Below are 16,218 nucleotides of genomic sequence, written 5' to 3'. Positions count from 1 at the left end.
GAGACATTGGGAAGTTCCCATCGTCTCGGCCGCCAGCTGTAGTTTCAGCGGGAGGACGGCGGCGTCGGTGGGGGCGCGAGGGCGCGGCGCAGAGAGACGAGGGCGGCGGTGTCCTCGGCTGCCACGATCGGGAGCCCTGCGCCGGCGAGGATGCCGCGTAGCGGCGCGGCGGTCGTCGCCTCCCGCCACCCCCAGTGCGTGACCGCGCGGAGGTGATGACGCAGGCGGGTGTCCCGCTCGCTCTGCCGTCCCAGCACGGCCGCCGGCGATCCGTAGCGGCCGTCGTATTTGAGGTCCCCGTCGCATTCACCGGCGAGCCCGATCTCCTGCCAGACCATGTCGCTGCGATCGACCATGCCGCCGCTGCGGAAGGGCACCTGGAGTGACGGCGGCGGAAAACCGAGCCACTCGACCGAGGCACGGCTGATCGACTCGAGAGGTGATTCTGCGAGCGGCGTCGCCCGGCTCAGCGCCCAGCGTGCGATCGCGCGGCCACGCTTGCTCGCCCGCGACTCGTTGAGGACGAGGGCGAGCTCGGCGCTCGCACCAGGATCCGCGCGCAACGCGGCATCCGCCATGGCCAGCCCGATCGCGCGGTGACGCAGCCGCGCGAGGTCGACGGCGGTGTCGAGGATGCCGGTCATGAGCATGCCGCCGACCTCTACGATCGTGCGGTCGGCGGAGTGCGTGTGCACGCGGATGCCTGCGTCGAGTCTGGCGGCACCGGTGGGATCCGCCAGCACGTGCACCGTCTGCGGGTCGCCGAAGACGGGGAGGCCCAGGAGGGCCGCCGCCGAATCGTGGCTGAAGACGGTGTCGGGATGCCCGAGGGCAACGGCGTGGACGCGTGCGAGGTATCGCTCCCACGGTGCGAGGTCGCGCCAGAGCGTCGCGGCCGCATAGACGCCGCGTCTCACCTTCACGAGGTCGCCGCGCGCCACCGCGCGCTCCGGATGGGGGACGTCGGACCGGCGGAGGAGCGGGACCGGGGCGGTCATGACCACGGCAGCGAGGTTCGGCATCCGCCCACCCTGCCCCGAGCCCTCGCCGCGCGGGTCGCTCTTCCCCCGTTCCGAGGACCCCCGCCGCCGATCCGCCCCTGTGCAGGAGCCCCCGCCCGGCCCCGCCCCGCCCCGCCCCGCCCGCCCCGCCCCGCCCCAAACCGTGAGGCCACAGCTGGCGGCCGAGACATTGGGAACTTCCCGTTGTCTCGGCCGCCAGCTGTAGTTTCAGCGATTAACGGGGCCGGGGGCGCGCGGCGGGTCAGGCGACGGGGGCGAAGACGGTGGGCCAGAGGGCGGCGGCCAGGGGGTAGCCGAGGAAGGACACGATGTCGAGGATCGTGTGGGCCACCACCAGCGGCATCACGCGTCCCCACCGGCGATAGCACCAGCCGAACACGATCCCCATCACGAAGTTGCCGAGCATCCCGCCGAACCCCTGATACGCGTGGTAGGCCCCGCGCAGCGCGGCCGACGACAGGATGATCGGCCACCAGCCCCACCCGAGGCGGCGGAGGCGGTCGAACAGCCACCCCAGCATGATGACCTCCTCCAGCAGCGCCGCGCGCACCGCGGCGAACAGCAGGATCGGGACGGTCCACCAGGCGGCATCCAGGGGCGAGGCGACGACAGCCACCGAGAACCCCAGCATGCGCCCGACGGCGTACAGCGCGAGCCCCGGGATGCCGATGACGGCCGTGACCACAACGCCGAGGCCGACGTCGCGCCCGAACCTCGTGAAGTCGAGCCCGATCCGACGGAGGGCGTTCACCCCCGGCTCCCACAGCAGATAGACCACGAGCGCGACGAGCGCGAGGTCGAACACGATGTCGAGCAGCTGGTACAGCGCATCCCAGGCCGCGGCGGCGTCGCGGGACGGATTCAGCTGCGTCTGCTGCTGCCCGAGCGGGGTGGGGGAGAGCACGCGACGGATGAGCGCGAGCACCGAATACAGGGCCGATTGGCCCAGCGTGATCGCGAGCACGATGGCGATTTCCCAGCGCAGTCGTGGACGGCTTGTGCAGAATGCGTCGCCGGGCACCGGGCTGGGAGCGGTCACGTTGTCAGATTGCCACATTCCGACCCCGTTGAGTAAAGAGCATGTAACGCTTTGGCCACCAGTTTTGATCAGGGCGTCGGCGTTGCCTATCGTTGCCTCCATCCCGTGTGACCTGCCACGCCTCGCGTCGCCCCGGTCGCATCTATCCCTGCACAGGAGGAAAAGTGAAGCGCAATAAGACTGCCTTCGCCGGCCTGGCGCTGTTGACGGTGGGCGCATTCGCGCTCTCCGGCTGCGCCGGTGGCGACAGCGGCAACGCCGAGGAGACCGGTGACGCCGGCGCCTCGGACGCCGTCATCACGACCAACGGCACCGAGCCCGAGAACCCGCTCATCCCGACCATGACCAACGAGGTCGGGGGCGGTCAGATCCTCGACGCGATCTTCGCCGGACTGGTGTCGTACGAGGGCGACGGCACCGCCGTCAACGACATGGCCGAAGAGATCACGGTCGAAGACCCGCAGAACCTGACGGTCAAGCTCAAGGAGGGCCAGACCTTCACCGATGGCGAAGAAGTCACCGCCGACAACTTCATCAACGCGTGGAACTACGGCGCTCAGCTGTCCAACGCGCATGCCAACAGCTACTTCTTCGAGGACATCGAGGGCTTCAGCTGGGATGCCGACTCGGAGCTGACCGGCCTCGAGCAGGTCGACGACTACACCTTCACCATCGCGCTGAACAAGCCGGCATCGGACTTCGCACAGCGTCTGGGCTACTCGGCGTTCTACCCGCTGCCCGACGTGGCCTTCGAGGACATGGACGCGTTCGGCGAGAACCCGATCGGCAACGGCCCCTACATGTTCGCCGGTGAGGACGCGTGGCAGCACGACGTGCAGGTCGACCTCGTCAAGAACGAGGACTACCAGGGTGTGCGTCAGGCGCAGAACGGTGGCCTCACGATCAAGATCTACGCCACCGCGGATGCCGCGTACGCCGACCTGCAGAGCAACCTCGTCGACGTGATCGACGTCATCCCGCCGTCGTCGATGGCCAGCTTCGAGTCGGACCTGGGGGACCGCGCCGTGAACCAGGCGGCAGCCATCTTCCAGTCCTTCACGATCCCGCAGAACCTGCCGCACTTCACCGGTGAGGAAGGCCAGCTGCGTCGCCAGGCGATCTCGATGGCGATCAACCGCGACGAGATCACCGAGACGATCTTCCAGGGCAGCCGTACCCCCGCCAGCGACTTCACGTCGCCGGTCATCGACGGCTGGTCGGACTCGCTCGAGGGCGCCGAGGTGCTGGAGTACAACCCCGACCGCGCCGTCGAGCTGTGGGCCGAGGCCGACGCCATCTCCCCGTGGGAAGGCACCTTCCAGATCGGCTACAACTCCGACGGTGGCCACGACCAGTGGGTCGACGCCGTGTCGAACTCGCTGAAGAACACCCTCGGCATCGACGCGTCGGGCGCTCCGTACCCGACCTTCGCCGAACTGCGCGAGCTCGTGAACAACCGCACGATCACCACCGCATTCCGCTCCGGCTGGCAGGCGGACTACCCGGGTCTGTACAACTTCCTGGGCCCGCTGTACGCCACGAACGCCGGCTCGAACGACGGCGACTACTCCAGCGAGGAGTTCGACCAGCTGCTGTCCGACGGCATCTCCGCGACCGACCCCGAGGAAGCCAACGCGCTGTTCTCCGAGGCTCAGTCGGTGCTGCTGCAGGACCTGCCGGCCATTCCGCTGTGGTACTCGAACGTCACCGGAGGCTTCTCCGAGAACGTCGAGAACGTCGAGTTCGGCTGGAACTCGGTGCCGCTGTACCACCTGATCACCAAGGCCGAGTAACCTCGAGTGATCTCACTCGCGAGGCGGTGACGGCCACGTCACCGCCTCGCGGGCTGTTCCCAGACCTGCCGCACTTGACCCGAGATCGCGGCAGCCCCACGCGGCAGCCCTTCGCCGTCACACGCGGCGACGTGGCACCCCAACCCCAGAGGGAGAGCGTTCGTGCTCGGTTACATCCTCAGACGTGTGTTGCAGGTCATCCCGGTGTTCTTCGGCGCCACCCTGCTGATCTACTTCATGGTCTTCGCCATGCCCGGCGACCCCATCCTCGCGCTGTTCGGCGATCGCACGCCCAACCCGGCGCTGCTCCAACAGATCCGCGACCAGTACCACCTGAACGACCCGTTCATCGTGCAGTACTTCTACTACATCACTGGCGTCTTCCAAGGCGACTTCGGCGTCAGCTTCTCGGGTCAGCCGGTGAGTGATGTACTCGCCCGCACCTTCCCCGTGACCCTCCGCCTCGCCGTCATGGCGATCGCCATCGAGTTCGTGCTCGCGATCACGATCGGCACGATCTCGGGCCTGCGCAAGGGGAAGTTCTTCGACAACGCCTCGCTCGTGATCGCGCTCGTCTTCATCGCCGTCCCCGTTTTCGTGCTCGCCTTCCTCGCGCAGTACTTCCTCGCGGTGCAGCTGGGCTGGTTCCGGCCCACGGTCGGCGCCGAGAACGGCTGGAACGACCTGTGGCTGCCGGCCATCGTCCTGGGCCTCAGCCTCTACGCCACGAGTATGCGCCTGACCCGCGCGTCGGTGATCGACACCCTCAACCAGGACTGGGTGCGCACCGCCTACAGCAAGGGTCTGCCGCGGCGGCGGGTCATCCCCGTCCACGTCATGCGCAACTCCCTCATCCCCGTCATCACCAACACGGCGACCAACTTCGGCGTCCTGATGGTGGGCGCGACCGTCACCGAGGGCATCTTCAACGTTCCCGGTGTCGGCAACACCCTGTACCAGGCAGTGGTGCGTGGCGAAGGTCCCACGGTCGTGTCGTTCGTGACCGTGTTCGTCATCGTCTACGTCTTGGTCAACCTGTTCGTGGACCTGCTCTACGGCCTGCTCGACCCGAGGATCCGCTATGCCAAGTGATCAGCTTTCCGCGACGCATTTCGTCGCTCCCGTCAAGAACACCGAGATCACCGTCGATGCCGTGCGCATCGACGCCAAGCCCAGCAACCTCTGGCGCGACGCCTGGCGGGACATCCGCAGTCGCCCGACCTTCTGGGTGACCGCGGTCGTCGTGTTCGTCATCGTGCTGATGGCGGTGTGGCCGACCCTGTTCACCCAGGTGCCGCCGAACAACAACTGCCTCCTGGCCAACAGCAACGGTGGCCCGACGTCCGGTCACCCGCTCGGGTTCACCTTCCAGGGCTGCGACATCTGGTCGCGCCTGGTGTGGGGGGCACGCACGTCGCTCATGGTCGGGTTCCTCGCAACGCTGATCGGCACCGTCATCGGCGTCGTGATGGGTGCGCTGGCCGGCTTCTACGGCGGCTGGCTCGACTCGGTGCTCTCCCGCCTCGGCGACATCTTCTTCGCGATCCCGTACATCCTGGCGGCCATCGTCGTCATGAGCGTCTTCTCGCAGAACCGCACGCCGCTGGTGCTCGCGTTCGCCATCGGTGGATTCGCCTGGGCCTCCACGGCCCGCGTGATCCGCGCGGAGGTGCTGCGCGTGCGTCAGGCCGACTTCGTCACGGCGTCCCGTGCCATCGGGCTGTCCCGGTTCCGCACCCTCCTCACCCATGTCATGCCCAACGCCATGGCACCCGTCATCGTCGTGGCGACGCTGACGCTGGGAGCGGCGATCTCCGCTGAGGCGACCCTGTCGTTCCTGGGTGTCGGGCTGGGCAGCAGCACCATGTCGTGGGGCCTGGACATCAGCCAGGCCCAGTCGTCGCTGCGCGTCGCGCCCATGGCGCTCATCTACCCATCGATCGCGCTGACCGTCACGGTGCTCGCGTTCATCATCCTGGGCGAGTTGCTGCGCGACGCCCTCGACCCGAAGGCGAGGGCACGGCGATGACCACCGCGAACCGCACGCCGCTGCTGTCGATCCGTGGCCTCACGGTCGCGTTCGACTCCGGCAAGACCTCCCGTCAGGTGCTGCACGGCATCGACCTCGACATCCACCGCGGCGAGACCGTCGCGATCGTGGGCGAGTCCGGCTCGGGCAAGTCCACGACCGCGTCGGCGATCGTGAACCTGCTGCCGGGGACCGGGCACGTCACCGGCGGCTCGATCGTGCTGGAGGGGACCGACCTCACCTCCCTCACGCAGCCGCAGATGGAGCGCATCCGCGGCCGGGACATCGGCTTCGTGCCGCAGGACCCCATGTCCAACCTCAACCCGGTGTGGAGCATCGGCTTCCAGGTGAAGGAGGCGATCCGCGCCAACGGCATCGCCACCGGTCGCAAGGAGGTGGACCGCCGCGCCATCGAGGTGCTGCAGCAGGCGGGCCTGGCCGACGCCGAGCGGCGTCTGCACCAGTTCCCGCACCAGTTCTCCGGCGGTATGCGCCAGCGTGCGCTCATCAGCATCGGCCTCGCTGCCGACCCGAAGCTCCTGATCGCCGACGAGCCGACTTCGGCGCTGGACGTCACGGTGCAGCGCGTGATCCTCGATCACATGGCCTCGCTCACGGCGGAGAAGGGCACCTCGGTGCTCCTCATCACCCACGACCTGGGGCTGGCCGCGGAGCGCGCCGACACCATCGTGGTCATGAACCAGGGCGAGATCGTGGAGTCCGGGCCGAGCCGCGAGATCCTCGAGAACCCGCAGCACCCGTACACGCAGCGGCTGGTCGCGGCGGCGCCGAGCCTGGCCTCGCAGCGCATCCAAGCGCGGGCAGAAGATCGCGGCATCCAGCACGAATCGGACCTCGCCACGACGGAGCCCGCCATCGTGGTGACCGACCTGGTGAAGGAGTACAAGATCCGCCAGGGGTCGTTCCGCAGTGAGCGGTTCCGCGCCGTGGACGGCGTTTCGTTCGAGATCCCCCGTGGCCACACGATGGCGCTGGTGGGCGAATCGGGTTCGGGCAAGTCGACCATCGCGAAGATGGTGCTGGGCCTGGAGGAATCCACGTCGGGATCGATCCTCATCGACGGCCTCAACGTCGGCCGGCTCACCGGCAAGGAGGCGTTCGCGCTCCGGCGCCGCATGCAGCCGGTGTTCCAGGACCCGTACGGCTCCCTCGACCCGCTGCGCAGCATCGGCGGCACGATCGCGGAGCCGCTCGAGGTGCACAAGGTCGGCGACGCGAAGTCGCGACGTGCGCGGGTGGCGGAGCTGCTCGACCAGGTGTCGCTGCCGCAGGAGCTGGCATCGCGCTACCCGAACGAGTTGTCCGGCGGTCAGCGCCAGCGTGTCGCGATCGCGCGCGCTCTCGCGCTCAAGCCCGACATCGTCGTGCTCGACGAGGCGGTGTCGGCCCTGGACGTGCTGGTGCAGGACCAGATCCTGCAGCTGCTGGCGGATCTGCAGTCCGAGCTCGGGCTGACCTACCTGTTCATCACGCACGACCTCGCGGTGGTGCGCGTCGTCGCCGACTTCGTGTCGGTCATGGAGCGGGGGAAGATCGTCGAGCAGGGCACGGTCGACGAGATCTTCGCCAACCCCGCCGAGGAGTACACCCGACGGCTGCTCGACGCCATCCCGGGCGCCTCGCTCCCGCTCGGTGCGGGCGCGGTCGAATCGGGTGCATGAGCGGGACAGGCATGCCTGACAGACGGATCTACCGCGCGACGTCGGGGACGGTCAGCATGATCGTCGCCGGCGCCGTGGCGGTGTTCCTCCTCGGCGACGCCCTGGTGCGTGGCGGCCTCGGACAGACGATGCTGCTGGCGCCGTGGGTGCTGCTGATCGTCTGGGTCGTGTACGCCGTGGTCTACGAGCCGCGGGTGGAGACGGATGCCGAGGGCATCACCGTCGTGAACATCCTGCGCCGCTCGACGGTGCCGTGGGGCCGGGTCGCCGACATCGGCACCCGCTGGCAGCTGGTGGTGCACCTCGACGACGACTCCCGGGTGCGGGCCTTCGGCGGCCCGAGCCTGCGCCCGCCCCGGCGGCGGCCTTTCAGCCGCGACGGCGAGGCGGATGCCGCGCGCTTCAGCGACGCCGAGCTGATCCTGCAGCAGTGGGAGGACGCCCGCGAGGCCGGGAAGACGGGCGGAACGGTGCAGTCCCAGTGGAACGGCGTGGCGCTGGGCACCTTTGCCGCGCTCGCGCTCTGGGCGGGGATCGCGGTGTTCATCGTCTCCACAGCCGCCTGATCGCGGCTGGGAGGCCGCCGTGCATCGGCGTTAACAAGTCGTGGGAGAATTGTCACGTTCTTGCAAAGTCCCGGCTCTCGCGTCTAGGGCGATCAGTCCAGCGGGTTAGGGTCTAAGAATCGAACGCCAGGGCGGCCACGGCGTGCCGGACCCCTGCGCATCCAGCTGTTGAGGAGATCGGAACACGATGAGCGTGCGCGAAACACGTCGGATCAGGCGGTCGGCACCGTGACGCTGTACGTCCTGAGGCGATTCGTCAACTACGCCTTCCTGAGTCTGCTGGCCACGTGCCTCGTGTACGTGCTCGCCAGCGTCATCCTCGACCCGGCCCAGCGCTACTACGGGATGAACCCTCGACCGCCGCAGGCGACGATCGACGCGAAGCTCGCCGAGATGGGCGTGAGCCCGGACGTGCCGGTGCTCGTGCGGCTGTGGGACTGGCTCGTGAACCTGTTCACCCAAGGGTCGCTGGGCGTCACCGTCGGCGGCCAGGATGTCGTCGCCGAGATCGGCGCACGCGCCGGCACGAGCCTGCAGCTGCTGCTGCTCGGCTCGATCATCGGCGCCGTGCTCGGCGTGCTCGTGGGCGTGTGGGGCGCCGTGCGCCAGTACAAGGCGAGCGACCAGATCGCCACCTACGCCTCCTACATCGTCTTCGCGACGCCCACCTTCGTCATCGGCGTGCTTCTGATGATCGGGGCGACCGCGTTCAACCAGCTCATCGGCTCGCAGGCCATCCGCTTCACCGGTTCCTACACGGCGGGCATCAGCGGGTCCTGGTGGGATCTGGCCGCCGACCGCGCGATCCACCTGCTGCTGCCCACGATCGCGCTCGTGCTCATGGGTGCGGCGTCGTACTCCCGCTACCAGCGCAACGTCATGCTCGACGTGCTGGGCGCCGACTACATCCGCACGGCGCGGGCCAAGGGCCTGCCGCGTACACAGGCGCTCTTCCGTCACGGCGTGCGCATCGCCCTCATCCCGATGTCGACATTCTTCGCCTACTCGTTCGGCACGCTCATCGCCGGCTCGGCGATGCTCGAGATCGTCTTCAGCTGGCGCGGTATGGGCGAGTTCCAACTGCAGGCGGTGACGCAGAACGACATCAACGCCGCGGCGGGCGGCACCCTCTTCCTCGCGATCCTGGTGCTGTTCTCGTCCACGCTGTCGGAGATCCTCTACGCCGCCCTCGACCCGAGAGTTCGGAGCTGACCATGGCGATGCAACAGGAAGCCCTCGAAGCGCCGCTGGCCGACGAGAGCGTCGTCGAAGAGCCGGGACTGGCGCGCAAGCCGCTCTCGCGCCCCGCCCTGGTGTGGCAGCGGCTGCGCCGCATGCCGCGGTTCTGGGTCGGGTTCGGCATCTTCGTCGCCCTCGTGCTGATGGCATTCGTCGCGCCGCTGTTCTACCCGTTCAGCGTCACCGACCGCGATCCCTACAACATGAACATGGGGCCGACCACGCTGCACTGGTTCGGCACGAACGCGATCGGGCAGGACATCTACGCCCAGACGCTGTCGGGGCTCCAGAAGTCGCTCATCATCGGCATGATCGCCGGACCCGCCGCCACCCTCATCGCCGCGTTCATCGGAGCGGCCGCCGGCTATATCGGCGGCTGGACCGACCGCACGCTCAGCTGGATGATCCACCTGCTGCTGGTGATCCCGTCGTTCTACATCTTCGTGCTGCTCAGCCCGCTGGTGAAGGGGCTGTCGTGGCTGGCGCTGACGATCTTCCTCGCTGCGTTCAGCTGGATGATCATGGCGCAAGTCGTGCGAAATCAGACCAGATCGCTGCGCAACCGCGACTTCGTGCGCGCAGCGCGCTACATGGGCATGTCCTCCGGCGGCATCCTGCGCCGCCACATCATCCCCAACATCGCCTCGCTGCTGATCATCGACGCCACGCTGGGCGTGGTCGCCGCCATCATGGCCGAGACGTCGCTGAGCTACTTCGGGTTCGGCGTGCAGAAGCCCGAGATCTCGCTGGGCAACCTGCTCGCCGACGGGGCGTCGGCTGCCGTCACCCGTCCGTGGCTGTTCGTCTTCCCCGCGGGCGTGCTCATCATCCTGCTCTTCGCCATCAGCCTCGTCGGTGACGCCCTGCGTGATGCCATCGATCCGACTTCAGGAAACAACCGTGACTGACGCGTCCCTGTCCCTCCCCGCCTCCGCCCGTCGTTCCTCACCGCTGCTGTCGGTGCGGGACCTGACCGTGACGTTCCCGCAGCGCAACGGCAACCCCGTGCAGGCCGTGCGCGGCATCTCGTACGACGTGCACCCGGGGGAGTTCCTCGGCATCGTCGGCGAGTCCGGATCGGGCAAGTCGGTGTCGTCCCTCGCGGTCATGGGGCTGCTGCCCTCCACGGCGCAGATCACCGGCGAGATCGAGCTCGAGGGCCAGTCGCTGGTCGGCATGAAGGATGCCGAGCTGTCGCGGCTGCGCGGCAAGAAGCTCGCCATGGTCTTCCAGGACCCGCTGTCGGCCCTGACTCCGGTGTACTCGGTGGGTGACCAGATCGCCGAGGCGCTGCGCGTGCACGACGGCAAGCTCTCGGAGAACGCCGCCCGGGCCCGCGCCGTGGAGCTGTTGACGCTCGTCGGCATCCCCGACCCCGACCGCCGCGCCCGCGCCTTCCCGCACGAGTACTCCGGCGGCATGCGCCAGCGCGCCATGATCGCCATGGCCATCGCCAACGACCCGCAGGTGATCATCGCCGACGAGCCGACCACGGCACTGGACGTGACGATCCAGGCGCAGATCCTCGAGGTTCTCGAGAAGGCGCAGGAGGTCACCGGCGCCGCCGTCGTGCTGATCACCCACGACCTCGGCGTCGTCGCCGGTCACGCCGACCGGGTGGCGGTCATGTACGCCGGCAAGCTGGTCGAACTCGGCGAGACCGACCGCGTCTTCCACGAGCCGCAGATGCCGTACACCATCGGCCTGCTGCGCTCGGTGCCGAACATGATCACCGCCGGTCAGGAACGCCTCGTGCCGCTCGAGGGGCGCCCACCGTCGCTGGCCGACCTGCCCCGCGGCTGCCCGTTCGCGGCGCGGTGCCCCATCGCGATCGACGCGTGCCTCGAGATCGAGCCCGCACTGGTGAGCCACGATCCGGAGGCCGTGACGCCGCACCAGGCTGCGTGCATCCGCGCCGACGAGATCGCCTCCGGTGCGATCACCCGCGGCGACATCTTCCCCCGTCCCGAACCCCTCGCCGTCGAGAAGCTCGAGCAGGACACGGCGCCGGTGATCGAAGTCACCGACCTCAAGCGCGCCTTCCCGCTCATGAAGGGCGGCATCTTCCCTCGGCGCGTGGGTACCGTGCGCGCCGTCGACGGCGTCTCGTTCTCGCTGCGGCCCGGGCGCACCCTGGGCCTGGTGGGGGAGTCGGGGTGCGGCAAGACCACGACGATCCTCGAGATCATGGAGATGACCGCGCCCCAGCACGGCACCATCTCGATCGCGGGCAAGGACGTCGCCACCGTCAGCAAGCGCGAGCGCCAGGAGCTGCGCCGTGACGTGCAGATCGTCTTCCAGGACCCGATGGGGGCCATCGACCCCCGTCTTCCCATCGGCGAGGTGATCACCGAGCCGCTGCTCGTGCAGAAGGCCCCGAAGGCGCAGCGCGACGCGCGCGCGCTGGAGCTGCTCGAACTGGTGGGTCTGGACCCCCGCATGATCGACCGCTACCCGCACGAGTTCTCGGGCGGGCAGCGCCAGCGCATCGGCATCGCCCGGGCGCTGGCGACCAACCCGTCGATCATCGTGCTCGACGAGCCGGTGTCGGCACTGGACGTGTCGATCCAGGCAGGTGTGATCAACCTGCTCGAAGACCTCAAGGAGCGTCTCGGGCTGTCGTACATCTTCGTCGCGCACGACCTCGCGGTCGTCCGGCAGATCGCCGACGACGTCGCCGTGATGTACCTCGGCGCCGTCATCGAGCAGGGCCCGGTGGCCGAGGTGTTCGACAACCCGCGGCATCCCTACACGAAGGCGCTCATCTCCGCCGCCCCGATCCCCGACCCGAGGATCGAGAAGGGTCGCAACCGCATTCTGCTGCAGGGGGATCTGCCGAGCCCCACGCAGGAGATCACGGGGTGTCGTTTCCGCACCCGCTGCCCCCTGTACGCTCTGATCGACGAGAAGGATCGCGTGCTCTGCCGCGAGGAAGACCCTGCCCTCCGGCCGCACGGCCGGGCGCAGGTCGCCTGTCATCACGTCGACAAGTCGTCCCTCGTGGATGACGCCGCACTGGCGAAGGCCGGTTGAGACCCCTTCGGCACAGCAGTCCCCGCCGAAGAGCCCCAAGAAAACCGAGAGGAACGATCACATGCGCATGAAGAATGCAAAGGCGTTCGGCTCCCTGGCGATGCTCGGCGCAGCTGCGCTCATCGTCACGGGCTGTGCTGCCGGCAACACCGGTCCCAGTGACGACGCGTCGTCCGAGGCCGTCGAGCTTCCGGCAACGGCATGGGTCCGCGCGGACGCGGCGGAGGTCACCGACGGCGGCACCCTGACGCTGGGTGTCAGCCAGTTCCCGTCGAACTTCAACATCAACCAGATCGACGGCAACGAAGCGGACACCAACGACATCGTCGAGCCGACGATGGGTGGCCCGTTCAAGATCGCCGAGGACGGCACCCCCGAGCTCGACGAGAACTACGCCGTCTCGGCCGAGGTCACCAGCGAAGACCCGCAGGTCGTCGAGATCAAGCTCAACCCCGAGGCGGTCTGGGAAGACGGCACGCCGATCACGGTCGCCGACTACCAGGCCTACTGGCAGGCACAGAACGGCACGAACGAGGCCTACCTCCCGGCATCCACCGCCGGCTGGGAAGACGTCGCCTCGGTCGAGCAGGGCGATGACGAGTTCCACGTCGTCGTGACCTTCTCGTCGGTGTACGCCGACTGGCAGGCGATGTTCACGGCGAGCCTGCTGCCCGCCTCGATCTCCTCGGACCCGGCGCTGTACAACGACGGCTACCGCACGCAGCCGGTGCCCTCGTCGGGCCCGTTCCGCATCGCGGAGGTCGACACGACCGGACAGGTCCTCACCCTCGAGCGCAACCCCGCATGGTGGGGCGAGACGCCCAAGCTCGAGACCATCTACTTCCGCACGGTCAGCCAGGACCAGCAGGGTTCGTCGTTCGCCAACGACGAGCTCGACGCGCTGTACATCTCGGCCAACGCCGACCTGTACTCCACCGCGCAGTCGCGCGAGGACGCCGAGATCCAGACCTCCGGTGGCGTCACCTGGACCCACGTCACGATGAACGCCAAGGAGGGCCCGCTCTCCGACGTCAACGTGCGCAAGGCCGTCGCCTCGGCCGTCAACCGCGAGCAGATCGCGGCGTCGGCCAACACGCCGGTGGGCGCGCCCGCCGTCACCACGGGTGACTTCATCTTCATGCCCGGTCAGGAAGGCTACGAGGACAAGGCGTACCCCTACGACCTCGAGGCCGCCAAGGGCTTCCTCGAGGAGGCCGGCTACACCGAGACCGACGGCGGCTGGGAGAAGGACGGCGAGGCTCTCGAGCTGAGCGTCACGGTCCCCGCCGACACGGCCACCAACATCCAGCGCGCCGAGCAGGTCCAGGCCGACCTCGGTGACTTCGGCATCCCCGTCGAGCTGACCACGGTTCCCGCGAACAACTACTTCAGCGACTACGTCATCCCGGGTGACTTCGAGATGGTGTCGTTCTCGTGGGTCGGCACGGCGTTCCCGATCACCTCGTCCGAGGCGCTGTACTACCCGCTGGACTCCGAGTCGAACTTCACCGGTGTCACCGACGAGTCGCTCGGCGACCTGTGGGCGACCGCCAACTCGGAGCTCGACCCGGCTGCGCGCATCGAGACGGCCAAGGAGATCAACGACGTGATCTGGGAGTACGTGCCCATGTTCCCGATCGCTCCGCTGCCGAACGTCTACGCGGTCAAGGACGGCCTCGTCAACTGGGGCGCCACCCAGTTCGAGACCATCGACTGGACGGTCGTGGGCTGGGCTTCCTGAGCCACGGCACACAGCTGAGCGTCCTCTGACGCACCCTTCGCGGGGCGGGATCCACCGGGTCCCGCCCCGCTTCCGGTATCCTGGAGTGTCGGCCCCGTCATTCCGGACGTGTGCGACACCTCTTCTTCCCCTCTCCCTGCAAGGATCACCGATGGCGCACGCCCTCCGTCCCGACCTCCGTAATGTCGCTATCGTCGCGCACGTCGACCACGGCAAGACGACGCTCGTCGACGCCATGCTGCGTCAGACCGGCTCCTTCGGCTCGCACGAGCACATGGAGGAGCGCGCCATGGACTCGAACGACCTCGAGCGCGAAAAGGGCATCACGATCCTCGCCAAGAACACGGCGATCACCTACAACGGCATCCACACCGACGTGCCGGTGACGATCAACGTCATCGACACCCCCGGTCACGCCGACTTCGGCGGTGAGGTCGAGCGCGGCCTGTCGATGGTCGACGGCGTGGTGCTGCTGGTGGATGCCAGTGAGGGCCCGCTGCCCCAGACGCGCTTCGTGCTGCGCAAGGCACTGGAGGCCAAGCTCCCCGTCATCCTGCTCGTCAACAAGACCGACCGCCCGGACGCGCGCATCGCCGAGGTCGAGGAGGAAGCGCACGACCTGCTGCTGGGGCTCGCCTCGGACCTCCAGGACGACGTGCCCGACCTCGACGTCGACGCCCTGCTGGACGTTCCCGTGGTGTACGCCTCGGGTCGCGCGGGCGCCGCGTCCACCCACCGTCCCGAGAACGGCAGCCTGCCGGACAACGACGACCTCGAGCCGCTGTTCGAGGCGATCCTGCAGCACGTCCCCGCGCCGTCCTACGACGACGAGGCTCCGCTGCAGGCCTGGGTCACCAACCTCGACTCCTCGCCGTTCCTCGGCCGCCTGGCGCTGCTGCGCGTGTTCAACGGCACCCTGAAGAAGGGTCAGACGGTCGCCTGGGTGCGTGCCGACGGCACCACCAGCACGGCTCGCATCACCGAGCTGCTGAAGACCCGTGCGCTGGACCGCTACCCGGCCGAGTCCGCAGGCCCGGGCGACATCGTCGCCATCGCCGGTTTCCCCGACATCACCATCGGCGAGACCATCGCCGACCCCGATGACGTGCGGCCGCTGCCGCAGATCCACGTCGACGACCCCGCGATCTCGATGACGATCGGCACCAACACCTCGCCGCTCGCCGGCAAGGTGAAGGGTCACAAGCTCACCGCCCGCATGGTCAAGGACCGCCTCGACCGCGAGCTCATCGGCAACGTCTCGCTCAAGGTCGTCGACATCGGCCGTCCCGACGCCTGGGAGGTGCAGGGCCGCGGCGAGCTGGCGCTGGCGATCCTCGTCGAGAACATGCGCCGCGAGGGCTTCGAGCTGACCGTGGGCAAGCCGCAGGTGGTCACCAAGAAGATCGACGGCAAGACCTACGAGCCCTTCGAGCACCTGACCATCGACGCGCCCGAGGAGTACCTGGGCGCCATCACGCAGCTGCTCGCCTCGCGCAAGGGCCGCATGGACAACATGGTCAACCACGGCACCGGCTGGGTGCGCATGGAGTTCGTCGTCCCCTCGCGCGGCCTCATCGGCTTCCGCACCGAGTTCCTCACCACGACCCGTGGCACCGGCATCGCCAACGCGATCTCCCACGGCTACGAGCCGTGGGCCGGTCAGATCGTGACGCGACAGAACGGCTCGATCGTCGCCGACCGCTCCGGTGTCGTCACGCCGTTCGCGATCATCGCGCTCCAGGAGCGCATGTCGTTCTTCGTGCAGCCGACGCAGGAGGTCTACGAGGGCATGGTCATCGGCGAGAACTCGCGCGCCGACGACATGGACGTGAACATCACCAAGGAGAAGAAGCTCACCAACATGCGCTCTTCGACCTCGGACACGTTCGAGTCGATGACCCCGCCGCGTCAGCTCTCGCTCGAGGAGAGCCTGGAGTTCGCCCGCGACGACGAATGCGTCGAGGTGACGCCCGAGATCGTGCGCATCCGCAAGGTCAACCTGGATGCCACCGAGCGCGCCCGGGCGACCGCTCGCCTCAAGCGCCAGGACGCCGGCGTCTGACCGCTAGCATCG

12 protein-coding genes are annotated in these 16,218 nt (G+C 68.3%); 10 read left to right on the top strand and 2 right to left on the bottom strand.

All coding sequences use genetic code 11. The annotated features are described in order from the left end of the window. Positions 1 to 44: 44 nt before the first annotated feature. Both ACFVR6_RS05670 and ACFVR6_RS05665 read right to left on the bottom strand, forming a co-directional pair. A complete protein-coding gene (locus tag ACFVR6_RS05670) occupies positions 45 to 1,022 on the bottom strand; it encodes a type IV toxin-antitoxin system AbiEi family antitoxin domain-containing protein (protein WP_386959640.1) in 978 nt (325 codons plus the stop codon). 241 nt (positions 1,023 to 1,263) lie between these two features. Continuing rightward, the gene (locus ACFVR6_RS05665) at positions 1,264 to 2,079 is read right to left on the bottom strand and encodes a CPBP family intramembrane glutamic endopeptidase (RefSeq protein ID WP_386959638.1); all 816 of its coding nucleotides are present in this window, start codon (positions 2,077 to 2,079) and stop codon (positions 1,264 to 1,266) included. 146 nt (positions 2,080 to 2,225) lie between these two features. Between ACFVR6_RS05665 and ACFVR6_RS05660 the strand changes: the two genes are divergently transcribed. The 10 genes from ACFVR6_RS05660 to typA all read left to right on the top strand — a co-directional run bounded on the left by ACFVR6_RS05660 (position 2,226) and on the right by typA (position 16,206). Then, a complete protein-coding gene (locus ACFVR6_RS05660; protein WP_386959637.1) occupies positions 2,226 to 3,854 on the top strand; it encodes a peptide ABC transporter substrate-binding protein in 1,629 nt (542 codons plus the stop codon). 162 nt (positions 3,855 to 4,016) lie between these two features. After that, positions 4,017 to 4,946 carry an ABC transporter permease gene (locus ACFVR6_RS05655; RefSeq protein WP_386959635.1) on the top strand — a complete coding sequence of 310 codons (930 nt, stop codon included), beginning with the start codon at positions 4,017 to 4,019 and terminating at the stop codon, positions 4,944 to 4,946. After that, positions 4,936 to 5,883 (top strand): ABC transporter permease, encoded by a 948-nt coding sequence (locus ACFVR6_RS05650; RefSeq protein WP_386959633.1) that lies wholly within the window; start codon positions 4,936 to 4,938, stop codon positions 5,881 to 5,883. Before ACFVR6_RS05655 ends, ACFVR6_RS05650 begins: the two co-directional genes overlap by 11 nt. Continuing rightward, entirely contained in the window at positions 5,880 to 7,565 is a 1,686-nt protein-coding gene (locus ACFVR6_RS05645) for a dipeptide ABC transporter ATP-binding protein (RefSeq protein ID WP_386959631.1), read from the top strand. The genes ACFVR6_RS05650 and ACFVR6_RS05645 overlap by 4 nt, the downstream gene beginning before the upstream one ends. Positions 7,566 to 7,576: 11 nt before the next feature. Further along, a complete protein-coding gene (locus ACFVR6_RS05640; protein ID WP_386959629.1) occupies positions 7,577 to 8,131 on the top strand; it encodes a PH domain-containing protein in 555 nt (184 codons plus the stop codon). A gap of 228 nt (positions 8,132 to 8,359) precedes the next feature. Beyond that, a complete protein-coding gene (locus ACFVR6_RS05635; RefSeq protein ID WP_386959627.1) occupies positions 8,360 to 9,343 on the top strand; it encodes an ABC transporter permease in 984 nt (327 codons plus the stop codon). 2 nt (positions 9,344 to 9,345) lie between these two features. Then, positions 9,346 to 10,278, top strand: coding sequence for an ABC transporter permease (locus ACFVR6_RS05630; RefSeq protein WP_386959625.1), 933 nt, complete (start codon positions 9,346 to 9,348; stop codon positions 10,276 to 10,278). Then, positions 10,241 to 12,403 carry an ABC transporter ATP-binding protein gene (locus ACFVR6_RS05625; protein WP_386959623.1) on the top strand — a complete coding sequence of 721 codons (2,163 nt, stop codon included), beginning with the start codon at positions 10,241 to 10,243 and terminating at the stop codon, positions 12,401 to 12,403. The genes ACFVR6_RS05630 and ACFVR6_RS05625 overlap by 38 nt, the downstream gene beginning before the upstream one ends. A gap of 61 nt (positions 12,404 to 12,464) precedes the next feature. Further along, positions 12,465 to 14,144, top strand: coding sequence for an ABC transporter family substrate-binding protein (locus tag ACFVR6_RS05620; protein ID WP_386959621.1), 1,680 nt, complete (start codon positions 12,465 to 12,467; stop codon positions 14,142 to 14,144). Between the two features lie 151 nt (positions 14,145 to 14,295). Further along, positions 14,296 to 16,206 carry a translational GTPase TypA gene (gene typA, locus ACFVR6_RS05615; protein WP_386959620.1) on the top strand — a complete coding sequence of 637 codons (1,911 nt, stop codon included), beginning with the start codon at positions 14,296 to 14,298 and terminating at the stop codon, positions 16,204 to 16,206. Positions 16,207 to 16,218 lie beyond the last annotated feature (12 nt).

The organism is Microbacterium sp. NPDC058021, from assembly GCF_042885955.1.
Lineage (GTDB): Bacteria > Actinomycetota > Actinomycetes > Actinomycetales > Microbacteriaceae > Microbacterium.
Note: the sequence above shows the minus strand (reverse complement) of the source record. Positions and strands in the feature narration are given on the sequence as shown.

What these genes read in the sequence shown, in the direction of transcription:
- ACFVR6_RS05670 (WP_386959640.1), bottom strand. Translation starts at nt 1,022, where the DNA reads ATGCCGAACCTCGCTGCCGTGGTCATGACCGCCCCGGTCCCGCTCCTC.
- ACFVR6_RS05665 (WP_386959638.1), bottom strand. Translation starts at nt 2,079, where the DNA reads ATGTGGCAATCTGACAACGTGACCGCTCCCAGCCCGGTGCCCGGCGAC.
- ACFVR6_RS05650 (WP_386959633.1), top strand. Translation starts at nt 4,936, where the DNA reads ATGCCAAGTGATCAGCTTTCCGCGACGCATTTCGTCGCTCCCGTCAAG.
- ACFVR6_RS05645 (WP_386959631.1), top strand. Translation starts at nt 5,880, where the DNA reads ATGACCACCGCGAACCGCACGCCGCTGCTGTCGATCCGTGGCCTCACG.
- ACFVR6_RS05640 (WP_386959629.1), top strand. Translation starts at nt 7,577, where the DNA reads ATGCCTGACAGACGGATCTACCGCGCGACGTCGGGGACGGTCAGCATG.
- ACFVR6_RS05630 (WP_386959625.1), top strand. Translation starts at nt 9,346, where the DNA reads ATGGCGATGCAACAGGAAGCCCTCGAAGCGCCGCTGGCCGACGAGAGC.
- ACFVR6_RS05625 (WP_386959623.1), top strand. Translation starts at nt 10,241, where the DNA reads ATGCCATCGATCCGACTTCAGGAAACAACCGTGACTGACGCGTCCCTG.
- ACFVR6_RS05620 (WP_386959621.1), top strand. Translation starts at nt 12,465, where the DNA reads ATGCGCATGAAGAATGCAAAGGCGTTCGGCTCCCTGGCGATGCTCGGC.
- typA (WP_386959620.1), top strand. Translation starts at nt 14,296, where the DNA reads ATGGCGCACGCCCTCCGTCCCGACCTCCGTAATGTCGCTATCGTCGCG.